The sequence below is a fragment of the Hyphomicrobium sp. genome (assembly GCF_036262015.1).
Classification (GTDB): domain Bacteria; phylum Pseudomonadota; class Alphaproteobacteria; order Rhizobiales; family Hyphomicrobiaceae; genus Hyphomicrobium_C.
In genome coordinates this window covers 932,144-951,607 of sequence record NZ_DATAJR010000008.1, presented here as the reverse complement: position 1 = coordinate 951,607, position 19,464 = coordinate 932,144, and the positions used below count along the sequence as shown (strand labels likewise).

17 protein-coding genes are annotated in these 19,464 nt (G+C 61.7%); 10 read left to right on the top strand and 7 right to left on the bottom strand.

Annotation, left to right across the window (positions count from 1 at the left end):
* Positions 1 to 68: 68 nt before the first annotated feature.
* Together VHO05_RS13030 and VHO05_RS13025 are read right to left on the bottom strand one after the other, a co-directional pair.
* A complete protein-coding gene (locus VHO05_RS13030) occupies positions 69 to 1,748 on the bottom strand; it encodes a hypothetical protein (RefSeq protein WP_329647011.1) in 1,680 nt (559 codons plus the stop codon).
* Positions 1,749 to 1,917: 169 nt separating this feature from the next.
* Entirely contained in the window at positions 1,918 to 3,393 is a 1,476-nt protein-coding gene (locus VHO05_RS13025; protein WP_329647010.1) for an OmpA family protein, read from the bottom strand.
* 534 nt (positions 3,394 to 3,927) lie between these two features.
* On the opposite strand from VHO05_RS13025, the gene VHO05_RS13020 reads away from it, so the two are divergent.
* Entirely contained in the window at positions 3,928 to 4,623 is a 696-nt protein-coding gene (locus VHO05_RS13020) for a response regulator transcription factor (protein ID WP_329647009.1), read from the top strand.
* A 4-nt stretch (positions 4,624 to 4,627) separates the two neighbouring features.
* Here the strand turns inward: VHO05_RS13020 and VHO05_RS13015 are convergent, their stop codons facing one another.
* From VHO05_RS13015 to rnk, 3 genes are all read right to left on the bottom strand, one after another.
* Positions 4,628 to 6,004, bottom strand: coding sequence for a hybrid sensor histidine kinase/response regulator (locus VHO05_RS13015; RefSeq protein WP_329647008.1), 1,377 nt, complete (start codon positions 6,002 to 6,004; stop codon positions 4,628 to 4,630).
* On the bottom strand, positions 6,001 to 7,089 hold the full coding sequence (locus tag VHO05_RS13010) for an FIST N-terminal domain-containing protein (RefSeq protein ID WP_329647007.1): 1,089 nt from the start codon (positions 7,087 to 7,089) through the stop codon (positions 6,001 to 6,003). Before VHO05_RS13010 ends, VHO05_RS13015 begins: the two co-directional genes overlap by 4 nt.
* Positions 7,090 to 7,353: 264 nt before the next feature.
* Entirely contained in the window at positions 7,354 to 7,776 is a 423-nt protein-coding gene (gene rnk, locus VHO05_RS13005; protein WP_329647006.1) for a nucleoside diphosphate kinase regulator, read from the bottom strand.
* 425 nt (positions 7,777 to 8,201) lie between these two features.
* On the opposite strand from rnk, the gene VHO05_RS13000 reads away from it, so the two are divergent.
* From VHO05_RS13000 to ppk2, 5 genes are all read left to right on the top strand, one after another.
* A complete protein-coding gene (locus VHO05_RS13000; RefSeq protein ID WP_329647005.1) occupies positions 8,202 to 9,749 on the top strand; it encodes an ArnT family glycosyltransferase in 1,548 nt (515 codons plus the stop codon).
* Positions 9,746 to 10,537, top strand: a complete 792-nt coding sequence (locus VHO05_RS12995) for a phosphatase PAP2 family protein (RefSeq protein ID WP_329647004.1) — start codon at positions 9,746 to 9,748, stop codon at positions 10,535 to 10,537. The genes VHO05_RS13000 and VHO05_RS12995 overlap by 4 nt, the downstream gene beginning before the upstream one ends.
* Positions 10,534 to 11,352: a glycosyltransferase family 2 protein gene (locus tag VHO05_RS12990; protein WP_329647003.1), complete on the top strand. Its 819-nt coding sequence runs from the start codon at positions 10,534 to 10,536 to the stop codon at positions 11,350 to 11,352. The genes VHO05_RS12995 and VHO05_RS12990 overlap by 4 nt, the downstream gene beginning before the upstream one ends.
* Positions 11,337 to 11,675 (top strand): lipid-A-disaccharide synthase N-terminal domain-containing protein, encoded by a 339-nt coding sequence (locus VHO05_RS12985; protein WP_329647002.1) that lies wholly within the window; start codon positions 11,337 to 11,339, stop codon positions 11,673 to 11,675. Before VHO05_RS12990 ends, VHO05_RS12985 begins: the two co-directional genes overlap by 16 nt.
* Before the next feature lie 250 nt (positions 11,676 to 11,925).
* Positions 11,926 to 12,834: a polyphosphate kinase 2 gene (ppk2, locus tag VHO05_RS12980; RefSeq protein ID WP_329647001.1), complete on the top strand. Its 909-nt coding sequence runs from the start codon at positions 11,926 to 11,928 to the stop codon at positions 12,832 to 12,834.
* A 72-nt stretch (positions 12,835 to 12,906) separates the two neighbouring features.
* Here ppk2 and VHO05_RS12975 read toward each other — a convergent pair whose 3' ends face one another.
* Together VHO05_RS12975 and ahr are read right to left on the bottom strand one after the other, a co-directional pair.
* Entirely contained in the window at positions 12,907 to 14,091 is a 1,185-nt protein-coding gene (locus tag VHO05_RS12975) for a DUF937 domain-containing protein (protein ID WP_329647000.1), read from the bottom strand.
* Between the two features lie 369 nt (positions 14,092 to 14,460).
* Positions 14,461 to 15,468 carry an NADPH-dependent aldehyde reductase Ahr gene (gene ahr, locus VHO05_RS12970; RefSeq protein WP_329646999.1) on the bottom strand — a complete coding sequence of 336 codons (1,008 nt, stop codon included), beginning with the start codon at positions 15,466 to 15,468 and terminating at the stop codon, positions 14,461 to 14,463.
* Positions 15,469 to 15,697: 229 nt separating this feature from the next.
* On the opposite strand from ahr, the gene VHO05_RS12965 reads away from it, so the two are divergent.
* The 4 genes from VHO05_RS12965 to VHO05_RS12950 all read left to right on the top strand — a co-directional run bounded on the left by VHO05_RS12965 (position 15,698) and on the right by VHO05_RS12950 (position 19,418).
* A complete protein-coding gene (locus VHO05_RS12965) occupies positions 15,698 to 17,143 on the top strand; it encodes a nodulation protein NfeD (RefSeq protein WP_329646998.1) in 1,446 nt (481 codons plus the stop codon).
* A gap of 22 nt (positions 17,144 to 17,165) precedes the next feature.
* Positions 17,166 to 17,966, top strand: coding sequence for a slipin family protein (locus tag VHO05_RS12960; protein WP_329646997.1), 801 nt, complete (start codon positions 17,166 to 17,168; stop codon positions 17,964 to 17,966).
* Between the two features lie 126 nt (positions 17,967 to 18,092).
* The gene (locus tag VHO05_RS12955) at positions 18,093 to 19,037 is read left to right on the top strand and encodes a metallophosphoesterase family protein (RefSeq protein WP_329646996.1); all 945 of its coding nucleotides are present in this window, start codon (positions 18,093 to 18,095) and stop codon (positions 19,035 to 19,037) included.
* Between the two features lie 9 nt (positions 19,038 to 19,046).
* Positions 19,047 to 19,418: a c-type cytochrome gene (locus tag VHO05_RS12950; protein WP_329646995.1), complete on the top strand. Its 372-nt coding sequence runs from the start codon at positions 19,047 to 19,049 to the stop codon at positions 19,416 to 19,418.
* Positions 19,419 to 19,464: the final 46 nt, after the last annotated feature.

Below are 19,464 nucleotides of genomic sequence, written 5' to 3'. Positions count from 1 at the left end.
GTCCGATAAGAAGCACGACAAACAAAGAATAAGGGTCGGTCCGCGATTCAACCAGAACCGGAACGCCCCTAGATCTCGCCTCGATCCGCGCGGCGAGAAAACTCCGTCTGGCCGCCGGACGCGAGGATACGCGCCTGCTCGATCCAGTTCTCCCGCTCGATGCGGCCCTTGAAGTCGAGAACCTGGCTGATGCGGTCGATGTCGGCACCGGTCCAGTTGGCCATCTGCTCGTAAGACGTGATGCCGAGCGAATTGAGCTTCTTCTCGATCAGCACGCCGATGCCGCGGATGCGCTTTAGATCGTCGACCGCACCCGCCGTGAAGCTCGCGTACCCAGCGCCCCCACCAAGCAGAGCCTCGGACCGGACGGACCTTAATCCGGCATACCCTTCATCACCGCGTTCCGAGGTTGCATCCGCCTCGGCGGCTGGCGGCTCGGCATCCGGCAGGTCGTCGCCGGTTTCGACCTCAATCGGATCGCTTGAAGACGCTCCGAACGCAACTGCTGGTGCCGCGGCGGCCACAGCGGGAGCAAACACCGCCTCCGGCGAAAGCCCGCGGATCAGGAAACGCGCCTGCTCGACCCAGCTTTCGCGCGCGATGCGCCCCGGCATCCAGAGCAGCGCCTCGAAATGCGCCACGTCATCGTCCGTCCAATCCGCGATCTGCGCAAGTAGAGTGACGCCGTTGGCGCGCAGGGCTGCTTCGGACCGCGGGTCGACGCCGATGATGCGATGAAGCCGGTCGCCCTCCACGGGCGCAGCAGCGACCTCGCCCTCCGAGGGCTTGCGTGAATAATCCGTGTCGGGGCCACCCGCAAGGATCTGCGCCTGCTCGATCCAGTTCTCACGTTCGATGCGGCCCTGGAAACCGAGGCTCTGGCTCACGCTGCGCACATCGGCAGGTGTCCAGGCGGCAATCGTTGCGAACTGATGCACGCCGTGGCGGACAAGGCGCTCTTTGGTCTCAACGTCGATGCCGTGAATGCGCGTGAGATCATCGATCGGCCCGGCGAGCACCGGATCGGGCGAGGGCGACGGTACTTCAGCCGGCTCGACCACAGCGAAGCGCGACTGCTCGACGTCCTCGTCGAGAGGCGCAGGCTCGGAGGCCGTGGCGGACGGCACCACTTCCGGTTCTGGCTCTGCTTCAGGTTCCTGCAAGACCGGAGGCGCCGGCTCGAGTGCGATGACCTCGCCGGCAGCCGCCAAGCGGTCTGCAGCCTCCGCTTCGGCCCTCGCCCGCGCGGCCAGAGCCGCCGCAGCGGCGGCCACCGCAATCTGGGTATAGCTCTCGCCGTGGTAGGGCTCGGCAGGCTTGGATTTCTGAGGGGGCTCGGGTTGCGGGGCAGGCTTTGAAATTGGTGTAATTTCGGCGACCGGCGCCGGGGCCGGTTCCGGCAGCGGCACGGGCTCGGGTGCAGGCGGCGGAACGAGTTCTGGAACAACCGCGGCGGGAGGCGGAGCTGGCTTCGGTTGTGCGGGCTGCGGCTGGACCTCCACCACCGGCTGGCCAGCGAACACGGGCGGCACCGCTGGTCCCGAACCGCCGACAAGGGCGCGACCGAAGCGATCCGTTTCGGCCACTTTCGGCATTGCAGGCGCCGCGGCTGTGAGCGAGGCCGACGTCGCGGGAACCGCAACCTCTTTCGATCCCGAAATCGCGCGCCGCATTAGGCAGGCTAGCGAGGCGCCGAGCAGAAAGGCCCCCAGCAGCAGCAGGAAAGTCTGCACCAGCAAAATAGTCATTCGCCCCAACTCCTCCTCAAAGACCGCGCCACCCCGTAAATCGGCTCAGTCTTCGACGCGCCCGCAACTGATCCACCCCACGACAAGACCGATGGCGAACGCCGCAGCTAGGTACCAGAACAACTTCACAATCAGGTAGTCCATCGCCCCGTCCCCCACTCGATCCCGACTAGTCTGTAAAAACCTTGAATTCGATGCGTCTGTTCTTTGCCATGCCCGCCGGAGTGTCGTTCGACGCCACCGGGCTCCCCGCACCATGGCCGACCGACGTCAGGCGATCTTCGGCAACACCCGCGTGAACGAGGCTCCGGACCACCGCGCGTGAGCGGCGCTCAGATAGGCGTTGGTTGCGATCGGGCTCGCCCTCGGCATCCGTATGGCCTTCGACTTCGACCCGGGCCCCCGGGCATCGTTTGATGATTTCCGCGAGCTTGGCGATCGTGAGTGAACTCTTCGGATCGATGTCAGCACTCGCGCGATCGAAGTGAATCACGCCTTTCTCGGCAGCTTCGGTCAGGCGCTTTTCGCAAGCGCTCGTCTCCGGTGTCGTCTTGCGCTTGGCCTTCTGCGCAGCGGCTACCTCAGCCTCTTGCTGCGCCTTCAGCGCTGCGGCCTGCTCCTCGGCACGTGCCTTCTCAGCGGCAGCGGCTTCCTCAGTCGCCTTCTGCTCGGCCGCGGCTGCCGCTTCAGCCTCTTCCTTGGCCTTCTGTGCAGCAGCCGCTTCGGCCTCCTGCTGCGCCTTCAACGCCGCGGCCTGCTCCGCTTCGCGCGCCTTCTCAGCGGCAGCGGCCTCGTCCTTCGCCTTCTGCTCAGCAGCGGCGGCAGCCTCAACCTCTTCCTTGGCCTTCTGCGCAGCAGCTGCCTCGGCCTCCTGCTGCGCCTTCAACGCCGCGGCCTGCTCCTCCGCGCGCGCCTTTTCAGCGGCGGCGGCGACCGCTTCAGCCTCTTCCTTGTCCTTCTGTGCAGCAGCCGCCTCGGCCTCCTGCTGCGCCTTCAACGCCGCGGCCTGCTCCGCTTCGCGTGCCGTCTCAGCGGCAGCGGCCTCGTCTTTCGCCTTCTGCTCAGCAGCGGCGGCTGCCTCGGCCTCCTGCCGCGCCTTCAACGCCGCGGCCTGCTCCGCTTCGCGTGCCGTCTCGGCGGCAGCGGCGTCCTCTTTTGCCCTTTGAGCCTCGGCGTCAGCCTTCGCCTCGGCTTCCATATCCGCTTCTTGCTTGGCCTTCTGTGCAGCAGCCGCTTCGGCCTCCTGCTGCGCCTTCAGTGCCGCGGCCTGCTCCGCTTCGCGTGCCTTTTCTGCGGCAGCGGCTTCCTCTTTCGCCCTTTGAGCCTCAGCGTCAGCCTTTGCCTCGGCTTCCATGTCCGCTTCTTGCTTGGCCTTCTGTGCAGCAGCAGCCTCGGCCTCCTGCTGCGCACTTAAGGCATCGTCTGAACCCGGCGCTACGCTATGCGGTCCAATGCTGGCCGGCAGCTGTGCCGCTCCGGCGAGATCGGTTTTGAGCTGAACGGTACGAATGCCCCACACAGAGCGAACGGCGTCGAGCGCCGCCTTGGGCTCGCCGTCCTTGCTGGCCCGCCCAGTGATCACGACATCGCGTCCGACGAGCGTCACTGCAGCCCAAGGCTGCCCGGCGTCACGAAGCGCAGCCATCGCCCGCTCCGTAAGGTCCGCCTCCACCTGAGGCTGCTCACGGTAAAACGTGCCCCAGGCTAGCATTGCGATCGGAATGAGACCCCAAAGCCAACGCGAAGGATTACACCTCATTCCCGCCCCATGCTCCCCAATACGCGTGTCGATCCCGAACCACGAACGCTCTTCCCCGCGTCGCTACCCGGCCCCCCGGTGACCTGACGCGGCGCACTATAAACAAGGCTTTCCGCGTTTCCAAGTTGCAGCGATCACACAGCGCGACCGGGTAAACGGCTCAAATTTCGATATCCTCACCCGTGCAACAAACATGAGATTAAGCATGTCGCTTTGCGGTCCCACTCCCTAAAACCTGATATTTGCTGCGCCGCAACATAACTTGACCAGAAGATCTTCCATTTCCCCCTTGCCAACCCCAGCGCCGGGGTCTCAACTGCAGGAGGTGGCACCGCGAAATGGATTTTCGATTTTGATTGATTTCACAGCGCGCTTTGCAGCGACCGGCGACATAAAACATCCCGATCGAGGACGCTTGGAATGACGGTCAGATTTTTGATCGTCGACGATCACCCCCTCTTTCGCGAAGCCCTGCAGCTCGCGATCCAATCAGTGTATCCGGAAGCCGAAATCGTCGAGGCGTCGTCCATCGCTGCCGCGCGCGACGCGCTGGCCGGCGCACAGCCGTTTGACCTGTTGCTGCTGGATCTTACGATGCCGGGCACACGGGGCTTCGACGGATTGATCGAGCTACGCGCCGCGCGTCCCAAGCAGCCCATCCTGGTCGTCTCCGCGCATGAAGATCCGCGCCTCGTTCATGAGGCCATGAGCTGCGGTGCCGCCGGTTACATTTATAAATCCGTCAAGAAGAGCGACCTCGCCGAGGCCATCCAGGACGTGATGGCGGGATTGGTGGTCCTGCCGAAAGGCTATCAACCTCCGGATGCCGATAACGGTATGTCCCGGGAAGCCGACCTCGCGGCTCGCGTCGCCTCCTTGACGCGTCAGCAGCTCCGCGTACTGCAGATGGTTCGCCAGGGTATGCTGAACAAACAGATCGCCCATGAGCTCGGCGTAGGGGAAACGACGATCAAAGCGCACGTGTCCGAGATCATGCGCAAGCTCAACGTCGTTTCGCGGACGCAAGCCGTGATCGAAGTCTCGCGGCTCGACTACGATTCGATCCTGACGAGCGCTGCGGCGAAAGAGACCGATAAGAGCACGGCCGGTTCCTAACAGATCAGCCGACGAGATGCGTGACGAGCGCTCGCAGCTCGGCCGGTTTCACAGGCTTGCGTAGGATTTCGCAGCCAGCCGCCGCAACAGCCTCCGACACTTCGGCCGAGTGATCCGCAGTAATAACGACAGCATGGACCGGCGTGCCATGCACGCCTCGAAGACGAGACACAGCCGTCAAACCGGAGTCGCCATTGTCCAAGTGAAAGTCCGCCAAGATGATGTCCGGCCGAAATCCCGGTTCGCTCGCAAGCAACTGCTCCAAGTCGCGAAGCCCCGCAAGAAGACGCGCATCGCATCCCCATCGATCCATTAGCGCCCGCATGGCGTCACGCACCGCCGCGTCGTTGTCAATGACAACGGCCTTGATCGCCGCAAACCCATAGGCCCGCGAAGCCGGCCTGCGGTCGAAGGGCGACTTATACGTACCGGCGTCTTCGGAAAGCGGAACATAGATCGAGAAGCGCGTTCCACGGTCTACGCGCGAGCACAGCTCGATGCGGTGCCCCAAAGCCTCACCCATGCGCGCGATAATCGCGAGCCCAATACCGAAACCGCCGGCGTGCGACCGCTGCCCTGCGGCCCCGCGTTGAAACTCTTCGAAGACCTTTGTCTGCTCCGAAGGAGCAATGCCGGGGCCTGTATCCCAGACATCGATCCGAAGCTGAGCCCCGCGCCTGCGGCTGGCCAGCAACACACGGCCGTGCTCGGTATATTGCACCGCATTAGCAAGCAGGTTCTGCAAAATGCGGCGGAGCATCAGCGGATCGGACGAAACCGTTGCGCACCGTGCCCGCATCGAAAGCTCAAGCCCCTTGTCGCGCGCGATCGGCTCGATGTCGACTAGCACCGAGCGAAAGAGGTCCAGGATCTCGACCGGCTGAAACGACGGCCTGAGCGCCCCGGATTCGAGTTTGGAGAGATCGAGGATCGTCCTCAAAAGCTCTTCGACTGTAGACAGAGCATGATCAATCTGTCCGATCAACCGCGTGTGTTGCTGATCGTGATGAATCTCACCGAGCGCCGAAATCGACAGGCGCGCCGCATGTAACGGCTGGAGCAGATCGTGCCCAACCGCGGTAAAGAAACCAGTTTTGAAGCGGTTTGCCCGCTCGGCTTCATCGCGCGCAGAGGTCAACTGCTCGTTGGCCGCCTCAAGCCGATTGAGCGCCGCTTTGAGTTCTTCTGTTCGCGCACGCACCTGCGTTTCGAGGCCGATGGCCGTCTGAAACATGGAATAGGCGTTCGCCTGATAGTCCATCGAACGCTCAACGCGCTGCATGAGCGCTGCGTTGATCTTGGCAAGCTTCTGGTTACGCCGCTCAAGGTCCGCGAGCGCATCGTAAGGGAAAGGCGTACCTGGCTGGTTGTTTCCTGTCACCGCAGTTCCCGCCGCGATCCAAACGCGACGCCCGTCAACGTTTGATTGAGGTGCATCGAATTGTGTTGCTCGCCGTAGGTGTGAAACCCGACCACGCCGTAGCTGCGATAGAGGTCTTCCATTTGGCGGCGCACCTGCCGGTTCTCCGCATCGAGCCGCCTCAGAACACAATCGAAACCTAGCACGATGTCGATGCCGCCAAGTGACTTGTCGAGATCCTCGAACACGCGCTCCGTCGATTGCAGCATGTCTTTCGGACGCGCGACCGTGAACACCAGACCCTCGTCGATGGCACAGAAGAACGACAGGCTGCCGTCAGGGTTCATGTTGCGGATCGAGCGGCAATAGTAATCGCCACCGACTTTAACCACGAGCGGATAGGACGCAAAGCTGAATGGCCCAAGCTCGTCGGGCATGAGACCTATGGCCGCTGCATATTCGCGGGCCGCTGGCTCGGCATTGAGTTCGTGCACTGTGCGCGATCCCGCATCCGCAGCCGTCACCACGAGCTTGATTTGCGTGGGCTCGAAATTTGAGGTCTTGAACACCTGGAACGGAAATTCGCTCTCGACCATCATCAGGATGGCGGACCGCTTGTACACGCGTCCTTCGTGAATAAGAACCGTCTCGCGGAACTGCAGCCCATCGCCAGCCGACCCGCCGATAAGCTTTATGTCACCGAAAGCCCAGTGCACCGCCGCGACCAGCGTCTCTTCCGAATTGGAAAGACCATCGACCAGCATCACGCCGAAAACACGCTCTGCCAACGTCTCGCCGGCCCGAACACCGATCCGTGCCTTGAGCCCGCGCACGATTTCGCTGGCGCGCTCGACACCGAATGCGCCCACGTCCTCGATGACACCGGTGTGAATGCGGAACCCCTGGCGTGGAAACGCGATGAGGAGCACGCCGCTTTGCACGAGGCCGGTCGGACCGAATCCGCCCGAGGTCGAACAGCCGCTGATGGTAACGTTCGGGAACGCTGCGCCGAGCGCGGTCACGAGCTCCTGCGCGTCGTAGTCGATCGAGAAAAACGCGATGATGTGCTGGAAGTCACCGACGAGCGCATCCCCGAGCTCGCACACCGCTTCTTCCACTGACGGCGCACACGTCGATGCAACGCCGATTCCACACGTCCTCGCGGAGGCTGAAGCTCGCCCCACGCAACTCCTCCCTTGGCCCGCTCCTTGACGTGCTCACAGCACGCGAAGCGTTTTGTTTGATAAGCGAGGCTGCCACACCTCCCGCAAGGCAGCAAACATGAACTTGCGGGAGGCGTATCATCGCCAAATTCCGGCTCGGACGCGGAAGGATGCGCGGAGGTGGTAAACGTCTGCAGCGAGCAGAAATCAACCATCCTGCCGTACGGGCGCCTCAACTGAGATGACGCGCAACCGGTGAGCTCGTCCGTCCACCCCCCTGAGCATGATCAATTGTCCCGGCGACAGACCGATCAAGGCCGTCCCAATCGGCGTCAGAACCGAGATTTTCCCTTTATCTATGTTGGCTTCACCCGGGAAAACCAGCTCCGCCTCACGCCGCTCGCCGCCGTCGACCTCGAACGCAACGCGTGAATTCATACGCACGACGTCACCAGGCACGCGGGCATCCGGCACGATGTCTGCGCGCTCCATTTCCGCAAGGAGAACCCGCGCCACATACGCTGACCTTCCAGTCAGCATTGCAGATGTCGCAAGCGTCGTCAGCCGCTGCTCCTCGCGCTCGCCGACAACAATCCGCGGCAGGGTCTCTGTGGGAGGGTGGTGAATCATGGTGAAAACCTCTCGTTTTTCATGCGCTCTCTCCTGTCGCACGCATGCGCGTCGTGGTAGGAGGCGCAAGCACACCCAGCCCTATGAGGGCCGAGCCCCGCTTGGGCGCAGCTGCGTTATTGGAAAATTTAGTGTGATAGGACGTCCCCCGGCTTGGGGACACACGCACGGCAAGCCAAGCCGGGGCTAGAGGCCCGCGACTTCGTCTCCCTCACGGGGGAGCTTCAAATGAAATGCCGCTGCTTTGAACATGCATAAGAGATGGGCAACGCCGGCTTGTCTGTCAAATGGATTGTAAACGACGCTCCAACCCTACGGGTTGTCATTGGGTTGTCGTCGAACCGTAGACGTTCCGTCGCACTGAATTGCTAGCGAATTCGCACAAGGCTCGGAAAAGCCTTGGCGCAAAGCGCGGGGGGCGGGTGATGGATGCGATTCACAAGGACAGGAATGGCCCGCAACCTGCCAGTCTCGATGGGTTACTGGCACGCATCAGGTTCGCCATTCGCGAGGGCGATCTAACTGCATTTCTCGTTCTCGCACTCCTGATCACCGCATTTCGGCTCGTTGCGCTCGCCTTCAACGGGACGGATCTCTACGTCGACGAAGCGCAATATTGGACGTGGTCGAGAAACCTTGCCTTGGGCTATTTCTCGAAACCACCGCTCATCGCGTGGATCATCCATGGCGCGACAACCGTGTGTGGCCATGGCGAGACCTGCGTCCGCCTGCCCTCTGTTGCACTCCATCTCGTGACAACGCTCCTCGTCTATTTTCTGGGGCGGCGCTTGTACTCGCCACAAGTTGGTTTCTGGTCGGGGCTCGCCTACGCGCTTCTGCCCGCCGTCTCGCTCTCGAGCGGCATCATTTCGACCGACGTTCCCCTGCTTGCGGCATGGGCGCTCGCGCTCTTTGCGTTCACGGGGCTTCTGGCCGCACCGAGCATCGCTGACACGCTCTTGCTCGCACTGGCACTTGGCTTGGGCCTCAATGCCAAATACGCGATGGCGTACTTTGTCCTCTGCGCGGCGATCTATTTCCTCGCCGTGCCCGACCACCGAGATCGCCTCAAGCAACCGCATCTCTGGGTTGCGCTTGCCGGCGGACTTGCGCTGATCACGCCGAACATCCTTTGGAACGTCGCCAACGGCTTCGTCACCTTCTCTCACACTGCGGACAACGCCAAATGGAGCGGCATACCGTTCCATCCGGACAAAGCTGGCGAGTTTTTCCTCGCGCAGTTCGGCGTGTTCGGCCCGATCCTGTTCGGCGCATTTCTCGTCATTCTATGGCGCACTGCGAAGACCTCCGCGAAAACCTCGGACGCCGACAAATTGCTGATCGCGTTCTCGGTGCCGATTATCGCGCTTGTCACAGCGCAGGGTCTGGCGTCACGCGCGCACGCCAACTGGGCCGCTCCGGCCTACGTGGCCGCCGTCGTGCTTGTCACGGCGACAATGCTAAGAAATCGCGATTGGAGCTGGATGCGCGCCTCGTTCGCGCTTCACGCCATTATCGCGCTGCTTCTTGCCGTCGCCACTTGGCAGGCCGGACGTCTCGCCCTTCCCGTCATCGGCGATCCATTCGCGCGCACGCTCGGAAATCGCGAACTTGCCGAAGCCGTGAAAAGCGAGATTGCGATTTCAGCGACGAACGGTCAGCCGATCGGCTCGATCCTGACCGACGACCGCGACGTTGCCGCTGCTCTCACCTACTACGCGCGCGATGCCGGAGTGCAGATCTTCGCGTGGCGCAATAGCTCCGCGCCTCGCAGCCAATACGAGATCGAGAACCCATTCTCGGCTTCAAGCCCGATGCCGGCATTGCTGGTCAGCCCGAACGCGTCGTCGTCTCTGATCAAGCAATTCGGTTCGGTCACTGCACAACGAACTGTTCAAATCCCAGCCGGAAACTACGCCTCGCGGCGCACCACCTTTGCCTTTCTCACCCGCTTTCGCGCAGGCAAGCCATGACCGCAACCGATCTCCTTGCAGTCCGGGAAGCGAAGTTCCGCCGCACGTTTCTGATCGCGACTGCAGTAATATTCCTGCTCCTGACTGCAACGCTCGTTCCCATTTCCAGTATCGACCTCACGATCTCGGAAAACGCCAAAGCCGCATGCCCCATGCCCTCGGCGAGGGGACCGTGGTGCCCGATGACGGCCGTCGTGACCGCCCGCCAGTTTTTCACGGGCGTGTTCATTCTCATCTTTCTTGCAACCCTCGCGGCAACCATCCGCACCTTGCTTGCCAAGCGTCGCTGGTTCGGCGCCGAACAGGCCCGCTGTGTGTTCCTACTCGCGGTTCTGATCTGCGGTCCGGGCCTCGTCGCCAACCTTGGCTTCAAGGAACACTTCGGCCGCGCCCGCCCACGCGAGGTCATCGAATTCGGTGGCAAAAAGGCCTTCACGCCGCCCCTCATCCCATCCAGGGAATGTTCGCGGAACTGCTCGTTCATTAGCGGCGAAGCCTCTGCGATGTATGCCCCCTTCTTCGCGCTTGCATTCGTGCTGCCGCACTATCGCAGCAGACTGCTCGCCGTCGGCGTCGCCGCGGGCATACTGGCCGGCGCCGTAAGGATCATCCAAGGCGGCCACTTCCTGAGCGATGTCCTTTTTGCCGGCGTCTTCATGGCGCTCACGGTTAGTGTGCTGCACATCGCCGTCATCGGACTCTGGCGCAATCCGCGCCGGACGTGGAGCGCACTCCTGGCGCCGTTCGCACCTCTGAGGAATGAAATACTCGGAAGGGTACGCGGATGAATCCAGAGCCAACACCCGTCACCACCCATGAGCTAGCCGACAATTCCATCTCCGTCGTAATCCCGGCCCTCAATGAAGCCGGCAACATCGGTCTCTTGGTACGCGAAACTGTTTCGTGCATCCCTGCCTTCGCGCTGCGCGAGATCGTCGTCGTGGATGACGGCAGCGACGACGCAACACCCGACGAGCTGCGCGCACTCGCCAGCGAAATCCCGAAGCTGCGATATGTGCGCCATCAGCAGCGTGCAGGCCAAAGCGCAGCCGTCCGCACCGGCGTACGCACGGCGACCGCGCCAATTATCGCCACGATGGACGGCGACGGCCAGAACGATCCGCGTGACATCGCGGCCCTCGTTTCACGGCTCGACCAAGCCGATCGCGGCAAGGTGGCCCTCGCAGGTGGCGTTCGCACCACGCGACGCGCCGAATCTTCAAAACGCGTCGCGTCGAAATTCGCCAACTGGCTCCGGGACGCCATTCTCGACGACCACTGCCCCGACACCGGATGTGGAATCAAGGCGTTCCGTCGCGAGGTCTTTCTCGACCTTCCCTACTACTCGGGAATGCACCGCTATCTTCCAGCGTTGTTCCAGGCATACGGCTACGAGGCGGTCTATCACCCCGTCAATGATCGCCCGCGGCGTGCCGGGCAATCGAAGTACACCAACCTCGGCCGGGCGCTCATCGGCATCTACGACCTCATCGGGGTCCGCTGGTTGATCCGGCGAACAATTCTGCCGGATCGCGTCCCTACTGCTAACCAGTCCCTGCGCTCAGCTTCGAAAGAGGAAACACGCGCATGTACGCAAAACTGATCGCCTGGTGGAACACACTGTCGCCGGCTGAATTGATGTGGCTGTCGTTTGGCCTTATCGGACAGGGCCTCTTCTCGGCGCGCTGGCTGCTCCAGTGGTTTGCGACCGAAAAAACGCAAAAATCCACAGTGCCAGAAACCTTCTGGTACCTTAGCCTGCTCGGCGGTCTCCTCGTATTCGCCTATGGCCTCCACAAGATGGACCCCGTGATCCTTCTCGGGCAATTCGGTATAGTCATTTACACGCGCAACTTGGTTTTCATCCGGCGCGAAAAGCAGTCGGCAGCCCCCGACACCTCCGTCAGCGCTCCCTTCGGCAGCTGACCCACGGCGGACGTAGCAAGTTGCCTGGAGTGCTTCCGGAAAAGTGGGAACCGGTTTTCCGATAAGAAGCACGACAAACAAAGAACGAGGGTCGCTCCGCGATTCAACTAAAACTGGAGCGACCCTCGTGTCATGAGCCCGTCATAAGCCTCACGGAAGCATGCGGACGAATGTCTGCCTCTCGTCCAGGCGAAGGTGGCCGAACGAGGTCGCCGCTGCTGTCAGCCTCAAACCGACCATAGGACTCACCATGACCGAGCGCGATCCCATTGGCGAACGAATGAAGGCCGAGATGCTCGACAGTTTCGACGAGGAGCTGGAGCTTGAGCTGGAGGACGAAAAGCAGGAGGGCCACGACGAGAGGACCGGAACCAGCGGTCTAGACCGCAAGCTCTATTTCCGGGAGTTGTTCCGCCTTCAGCGCGAGTTGGTGAAGCTCCAGGATTGGGTCGTCGACCAGAAGCTCAAGGTCGTGGTCATCTTCGAGGGCCGCGACGCCGCCGGCAAGGGCGGTGTCATCAAGCGCATCACCCAACGCCTCAATCCGCGCGTCTGCCGCGTTGCCGCTCTCCCCGCTCCCAGCGAACGCGAGCAGACACAATGGTACTTCCAGCGTTATGCCGCCCACCTACCCGCAGGCGGCGAAATCGTGCTCTTCGACCGCAGCTGGTACAATCGCCCTGGCGTCGAGCGCGTGATGGGCTTCTGCTCGGAAGCCGACGTGGAAGAATTCTTCCGCTCGGCACCCGAGTTCGAACGCATGCTGGTCCGAGCTGGAATCAAGGTGGTGAAATACTGGTTCTCGATCACCGACGACGAACAGAACTTTCGCTTTTCGATGCGCATCCACGACCCCTTGAAGCAGTGGAAGCTCTCGCCCATGGACCTCGAGTCGCGGCGCCGGTGGGAAGCCTATACCAAGGCCAAGGAGGCGATGCTGGAGCGCACGCACATTCCGGAAGCGCCCTGGTGGGTCGTCGAAGCGGACGACAAGAAGCGTGCCCGCCTCAACTGCATCAGCCATCTCTTGACCCAAATTCCGTATCGCGAGGTGGAGCGAGCTCCCATCGCCCTTCCTGAGCGCGTCTTCAACCCCGACTACCTGCGCGGCCCCGTACCTGACGACATGTACGTCCCCGACCTCTACGGCGACAGCTGATCCTTTAGCCCAGGTGCCACCGTAAAAGCCGGGGTCATTTTCGTCCCGTGGCTCAACCGAACTTGGCTACGGCTATGCCGCAGCCAACGTATCAAGCTCCGCGCGCACCGAGTCGACCGCCGGTTTGATCACCGTGCCTACGCCCGGAATGGCAAGTGCCTTGGAGAACATCTGCTCCAGCGCCGGCTTCACGGACGCAACGGCACTCGCAAGGCTCTTACGCATTTCCGGCGACAGTTGACTGATCAGTCCGGTCACGCGGTTGATTTCCTCCTTCGAAGTCGCGATGGCAGGCACAGCCGCCTTCGCGCTTGCTTCATCTTTGATCCCTTCGAGCGACGAGCGCAAACTGCTGACCGCAGTCGTCAACTGCGCACCCAGATCGACATCTCCAACCTTGACGCCATTGAGTGTCTGGAACGCCGCGGCAGGATCGAGCGTAACCGGCTTGATGGCACCCGTTTCGATGGGCGACGACTCGGAGACCTTCGGTGCAGGAGCACTTTCGGCCGGGGCCGGCGGGGGCGCGGTCTCGGCGACCTTTGTGTGGGTTGGACCGGAGAGAAGATACCACGCCAGCGCACCGAGGGCCGCCAGAGCCAATGCCGGCAATGCCCAACTCGGGCTTCCGGAAGTTGAGGCTGGCTTCGCCCACTGCGTAGGAGAAGGGGCATCGTAGACCTGAGCTCGCGGAGCGGCCGCACCGGCCATGGAGGCAACATCGTCAAGCAAGCCGGTTCCGCTGAGATAGTCAGCGAAGCCTTTTGGCATGGCACGCGCAATGTTGTCTTTCTGTGATGCGAGAATATCCGTGACGCTGCGACCGGTGCTGCGTTGCTGCTGTCCGAGGGCACCAAGTGCGACGGGAGCAAGCAACCCCATGATATTCTTCCCGGCGCCGCCGCCCACTCCGGCGAACTTTCCGACCGCGTTGGATAGTGCGTTTGCCGTGGGCCCGCCGAGCAGCGAGCTCAGTGTGTTGAGGCCTGTATCGATCAATGCCGACTGGTTTGCGCCACCGATCATATTGGCAAGATTGGTGAGAAGCCCGGGCTGCTGATCAGCGACGACCCGGTTGAGGCTATCTGCCCCATCACGCGTTGCAGCGCGTGAACTGAAAGCGGCCAGCAGCGACGGGATCCCGGCGCTGAGTGCTTTCTCGACGAGGTTTTTGTCTAGACCAAGAGCGGTCGCAATTCGCGTGAGAAGTTCCGGACTCAGAACCTGAGAAATCGAAGAAATGAGATTGGTCGCCATGGGACTCTCCTTGAAAGTCCCCCCGTTGCGCTACCGATATAGTTATTAAGTATGAGCAGCCGGAAACGAAGCCTCAGCTCTGGCTAAGACCAATTGCTCACTTCAAAGTGCTACTCTTTGACAACCCGCCTGTAAATCCCCTGGATTGGATAGACGCAGATTTGGGGCGCGGCGTGGGACGCTTAATAAGCGGAGGGCATACCTCCTCAAATCTTTCACGATCCAAAGCGCCCATGCCAAGCGTCTTCCGCAAAAATTCGGAACCCTTGGTCTGAAAGCACAGCAAACCCGCAGAGGTACGCATGGGTAGCCAATGTGCGTTAAGGGGCTCACGGAATGTTTAATCCATGAGCCCCGTCCTTTTTCCGGCTACGCGATGTCGAGCACAATGCGGTAACGCGCCTTGCCGTCGAGCAGGTGCTGGATGGCGTCGTTCACCTTGGCGATTGGGAAGTGCTCGGTCTGCGGCGCAATGTTGTGGCGAGCGCAGAACTCAAGCATCAATTGCGACGTCACCGGGGCGCCGTTGGGCGAGCCCGAGATGCTGTTCTGACCCATGATGATCGGGAACGCAGCGACGGGGATCGGCTCCAGGACGGCACCGACCACATGCAGGCGTCCCTTCGGACGCAACGTTCCCATCATGGCCGGCCAATCGAGCGGCACGTTGACCGTGACGAGCAGAAGATCGAGCGTCCCGGCAATGCGCTTGAGATCGTCGCTGTTTCGGGTGTTGACCACATTGTGGGCGCCGAACGAACGAGCTTCCGCGGCCTTAGCGTCGGTCGACGTGAACGCAGTCACCTCACAGCCCCAGGCATGCGCGAACTTGAGCGCCATGTGTCCAAGGCCGCCGATGCCGACAACACCGACGCGGTCCGTGGGCTTGATGCCGAAGGCGCGGAACGGCGTGAACACCGTAACGCCGCCACAAAGCAGGGGCCCGGCTTCCTTTGCGTCCACGCCGTCGGGGATCGGAATCGCCCACGGCCATTGCGCCCGCACCTTCTCAGCGAAGCCGCCGTGGCGCCCGACGATGGTGCCTGTGTGGGTCGCACAGAGATTCTGGTCCCCATCGAGGCACGGCTGGCAATGCATGCAGCTCGACGCGGCCCAGCCCACACCAACGCGCTGACCGACCTTCAGACCCTTTGCGTTAGCGCCAAGCGCCGTGACACGGCCGATCACCTCGTGACCGGGAACGAGCGGATAGGCCGTCATGCCCCACTCGTTGTGCATCATGGAAACGTCCGAATGGCAGATGCCGCAAGTTTCCACCGCGATCTCCACATCGTCGGCGGCGAGCGGCCCCGGATCGTACTCGAACGGCTCGAGCGGCTTGTCTGCGCCATTCGTGGCCCATGCTTTGACTGTCATTGCGATTGCTACCCTCCAAGTTGATAGGACCCGCTAAGGGTCTCAGCCCTGCGAAAACTATGTTTCTTGCGATCGAAACCGAGCGCGAGTGTTTCTGACAGCCGAGCGCCGCGCAATTCCCGTGTCCCGCCTCTAGGATAGGGCCCGCTGACTGCTGCAAAGCAGCATAGACGTGACGAATACGAACCAGGGCTTCGAACATATATGCTTCGAACATATATGATGTCATATGAAACGCTTCATGCGAGCGTGCGGCCTGTTCTTCTTCCGTAGCATCACTGCCGTATTGGCGCCTATGCCGACCGGGATCAGCCGTAGTGCAATTCCTGGTATCCTACTCGCCAGCCTCCTTGTGACTCTTGCGGCGCCGACGGCACGCACGCAGGACATCACGCCGCGCCACGCCCTGTTGATCGATGTGAAGGGCACCATCGGCTTCGCATCGACGACCCAGCTCACGCGCGCGCTGGAGATGGCCAAGGCGGACGAGGCGACCGTTCTCATCATGCGCATCGATACACCGGGCGGCTTGCTGACCGCCACGCGCGACATGATCCAGGCGGTGCTCGCGTCTCCCGTTCCGATCATCGCGTACGTGGCACCAAGCGGCGCGAGGGCCGCAAGCGCCGGAACCTACCTCGTCTTTGCCTCTCATGTTGCGGCCATGGCGCCGGCCACACACCTCGGCGCCGCTACTCCAGTCGAGCTAGGTGTGCCCGGCTTACCTGGATCCTCCCCGCCGACGAAGCCATCTGACGCTGAGAAGCCCGCCGCACCCGAGCCCAGCGATGCGGCGGAACGCAAATCCGTCAACGATGCGGTGGCCTATTTGCGCACGCTCGCCGAACTCAGGAGCCGCAGCGCGGACTGGGCCGAGGTGGCGGTGCGCGAAGGAGCGACACTCACAGCCAGCGAAGCCCTGAAAAAGCATGTCGTCGAGCTTATCGCCGATAACGTCAACGAACTGCTGACCACGATCGACGGACAGTCAGTCACGACCGCAGCGGGTGCAATAAAGCTCAAGACGAAGGGCCTCCGCATCGTCGAGCTCAAGCCAGACTGGAAGATGCAGGTGATGGCAATCATCACCGATCCTAACATCGCGTTTATCCTCATGCTGTTCGGCGTCTACGGCATTCTGTTCGAATTCATGAGTCCGGGTGCCGTGGCCCCGGGCGTGGTCGGTGGCATCAGCCTGATCGTGGCACTCACGGCTCTCTCCGTTCTCCCCGTCAATTACGGCGGACTCGCACTTTTGCTTTTCGGCGTTGCGCTCATGGTGCTCGAGGCGTCGGCACCGACCTTCGGCATTCTTGGTCTTGGCGGAATTGTCGCCTTCGTCGTCGGCGCGCTCTTCCTGTTCGAACCCGCCGATAGTGATCACCAGGTAGCAGTCGCCTGGCCAGTGATCGCCGGAGCGGTAGCCGCCAGCGCGGCGTTCTTTGCAGGCATCCTGGGCTTTGCGCTCAGAACCCGCCGCCGCCCAGTGCGGACCGGCGTGGAGGAGATGCTGGGCAGCACCGGTGAGGTCGTCGCTTGGTCGGAAGGCGCGGGCCACATCCGCGTGCATGGTGAAGTCTGGGCAGCCGAGTCGAACCAGAACTTGCCCATCGGTCAGAAGGTGCGTGTCGTCGGCCTGGCGGGCCTGACGCTAACGGTTGAGGCTGCGGCGTAGGCTCTTGAGGTAGGAGTTGGCAATGGAAACCCTGGAGTTCTTGATTTCGATCGCGATCCCGCTGGCCATCGTTCTGGTTATCCTCTCTTCCACCGTCCGCATCCTGCGCGAGTACGAACGCGGCGTCGTCTTCATGCTTGGTCGCTTCTGGAAGGTGAAGGGCCCCGGTTTTTTCCTCCTCATACCCTTTGTCCAACAGATGGTACGCGTCGATCTCAGGACCCGCGTCTTCGACGTCCCGCCACAGGACGTCATTTCGCGGGACAACGTCTCGGTCAAGGTCAACGCCGTTCTGTACTACCGCGTCATCAACCCGGAGAAGGCAATTATTCAGGTCGAGCACTTCGACAACGCAACAAACCAGCTCGCCCAGACCACCCTGCGCTCCATCGTTGGGCAGCACGAGCTTGATCAGATGCTGGCCGAACGCGAAAAACTCAATGCGGAGATCCGGCGCATCCTCGATCAACAGACCGACGTGTGGGGCATCAAGGTCAGCAACGTGGAGCTGAAACACATCGACCTCAACGAGACGATGGTGCGCGCTATCGCCAAACAAGCCGAAGCGGAACGTCTGAGACGCGCCAAAATCATCGATGCGGAGGGTGAGTTTCAAGCTGCGGAGCGTCTGCTGCAGGCGGGTGAGATACTCTCGAGGCGCCCGCAGGCCATGCAACTGCGCTTTCTCGGCACGCTCCTCAATATCGCCGGGGAGAAGAGCTCCACGATTGTCTTCCCGTTCCCGATCGAATTTGGGGACATTCTCGCAGCACGACCGAAGCAACAGAAGGCCGACGATGGATGGCCTCCAAAAGAGGCCTAGGTCACACCTTCCGCCGTCCCATGGGCATCTCGCCGAGAATTTTTTCGACATGTCGGAATAAAGCCGGCGCGGGCCGAGTCTTTCCCCTCGAAGCAGGTCGAAACGGTATGCAGAAGGGGAACTACCATGGACGACAACACGGACAGCCCCGGCGTAAGTCGGCGCCACGCATTGGAATGCATGCTTTGGGCCGGAACTGGCGTTTTGTGGACCGTCGCGGCCGGCGTTCCGAAATCGCTCTCGTTACTCGATGAAGCGCAAGCCGTGGAAGCGGCAAGTAGCGGCTTCACGTTCATGCAGATTTCCGACAGCCATGTCGGCTTCAACAAGCCGGCCAATCCGCACGCCATCGACACGCTGAAGGAAGCCGTTGGCCGGATAAAGAGCTTACCTGTCAAGCCGGCCTTCATGCTGCACACCGGCGACATCACCCACAGCGCAAAGCCCAGCGAATTCGACGATGCCAATCAGATCATCGGCAGCACGCAAATCAATGTGCACTACGTTCCCGGCGAACACGACATTACCGACGAAGCCACCGAGACGGCCTATCTGGAGCGCTACGGCAAGGGCACAAAAGGCGGCGGCTGGTACAGCTTCGACGCCAACGGGGTTCACTTCATCGGTCTCAACAACGTCGTGAACTTGAAGCAGTTCGGATTGGGATACCTGGGTCCGGACCAGCTTGAGTGGCTCGAGGATGATCTGCGACCACTGAAGGACTCAACTCCGATCGTGGTCTTCGCGCACATTCCATTGTGGTCCATCTATCCGAATTGGGGATGGGGCACGGACGACGCTGCAATCGCACTTGGATATCTGAAGCGCTTCGGATCGGTGACTGTTCTCAACGGCCACATTCACCAACTCATGCAGAAGGTCGAAGGAAACGTCACGTTCCACACGGCACGTTCCACGGCCTTCCCTCAGCCGGCGCCGGGCACAGCGCCCTCCCCCGGACCACTGGTGGTGCCGGCTGAGAAGCTTCGCAGCGTACTTGGCATCACCAGTGTTGCGTTCAAGAGGAATGCTTCGCCACTTGCCATCACCGACAGCTCTCTCGACGGGTAGGGTTTCGACATGCCGCACACAACAAAGCGGGCCGCCTTGGCGACGCTGAGCATCCTCTTCTCATGCCAACACGCCGAGGCCGCGGCGGATATTTCGCACGGAGAAACGCTGTATCAGGGATGCCAGGACTGCCATTCGCTCGACACCAACGATGTCGGCCCCAAGCACCGTGATGTCTTCGGCAGGAAGGCCGGCTCGGTGGCAGATTATGCTTACTCCCCGGCCTTGAAGAGCTCGGGCCTGACGTGGAACGAGGAGACCCTGGATCGCTGGCTGACAGACCCGCAAAAGCTCGTCCCCGGATCGAAGATGTTCTACCATCTCGACAGCGCCAGCGATCGCGCCGATGTCATTGAGTATCTGAAAGAGCGGCCACGCTAGCATGATCGAGCGCGCACCCCAGCAGCCAGCCTAGGCAACGCGAGGG

Bases quoted from the DNA above. Each gene is read 5' to 3' on its own strand.
- VHO05_RS13025 (WP_329647010.1), bottom strand. From the start codon at position 3,393: ATGGCTGCGCTTCGTGACGCCGGGCAGCCTTGGGCTGCAGTGACGCTC.
- VHO05_RS12985 (WP_329647002.1), top strand. From the start codon at position 11,337: ATGTACGCAAAACTGATCGCCTGGTGGAACACACTGTCGCCGGCTGAA.
- VHO05_RS12990 (WP_329647003.1), top strand. From the start codon at position 10,534: ATGAATCCAGAGCCAACACCCGTCACCACCCATGAGCTAGCCGACAAT.
- ppk2 (WP_329647001.1), top strand. From the start codon at position 11,926: ATGACCGAGCGCGATCCCATTGGCGAACGAATGAAGGCCGAGATGCTC.
- VHO05_RS12965 (WP_329646998.1), top strand. From the start codon at position 15,698: ATGAAACGCTTCATGCGAGCGTGCGGCCTGTTCTTCTTCCGTAGCATC.
- VHO05_RS13020 (WP_329647009.1), top strand. From the start codon at position 3,928: ATGACGGTCAGATTTTTGATCGTCGACGATCACCCCCTCTTTCGCGAA.
- VHO05_RS12975 (WP_329647000.1), bottom strand. From the start codon at position 14,091: ATGGCGACCAATCTCATTTCTTCGATTTCTCAGGTTCTGAGTCCGGAA.
- VHO05_RS13030 (WP_329647011.1), bottom strand. From the start codon at position 1,748: ATGACTATTTTGCTGGTGCAGACTTTCCTGCTGCTGCTGGGGGCCTTT.
- VHO05_RS12955 (WP_329646996.1), top strand. From the start codon at position 18,093: ATGGACGACAACACGGACAGCCCCGGCGTAAGTCGGCGCCACGCATTG.
- VHO05_RS12950 (WP_329646995.1), top strand. From the start codon at position 19,047: ATGCCGCACACAACAAAGCGGGCCGCCTTGGCGACGCTGAGCATCCTC.
- ahr (WP_329646999.1), bottom strand. From the start codon at position 15,468: ATGACAGTCAAAGCATGGGCCACGAATGGCGCAGACAAGCCGCTCGAG.
- VHO05_RS12960 (WP_329646997.1), top strand. From the start codon at position 17,166: ATGGAAACCCTGGAGTTCTTGATTTCGATCGCGATCCCGCTGGCCATC.
- rnk (WP_329647006.1), bottom strand. From the start codon at position 7,776: ATGATTCACCACCCTCCCACAGAGACCCTGCCGCGGATTGTTGTCGGC.
- VHO05_RS12995 (WP_329647004.1), top strand. From the start codon at position 9,746: ATGACCGCAACCGATCTCCTTGCAGTCCGGGAAGCGAAGTTCCGCCGC.
- VHO05_RS13000 (WP_329647005.1), top strand. From the start codon at position 8,202: ATGGATGCGATTCACAAGGACAGGAATGGCCCGCAACCTGCCAGTCTC.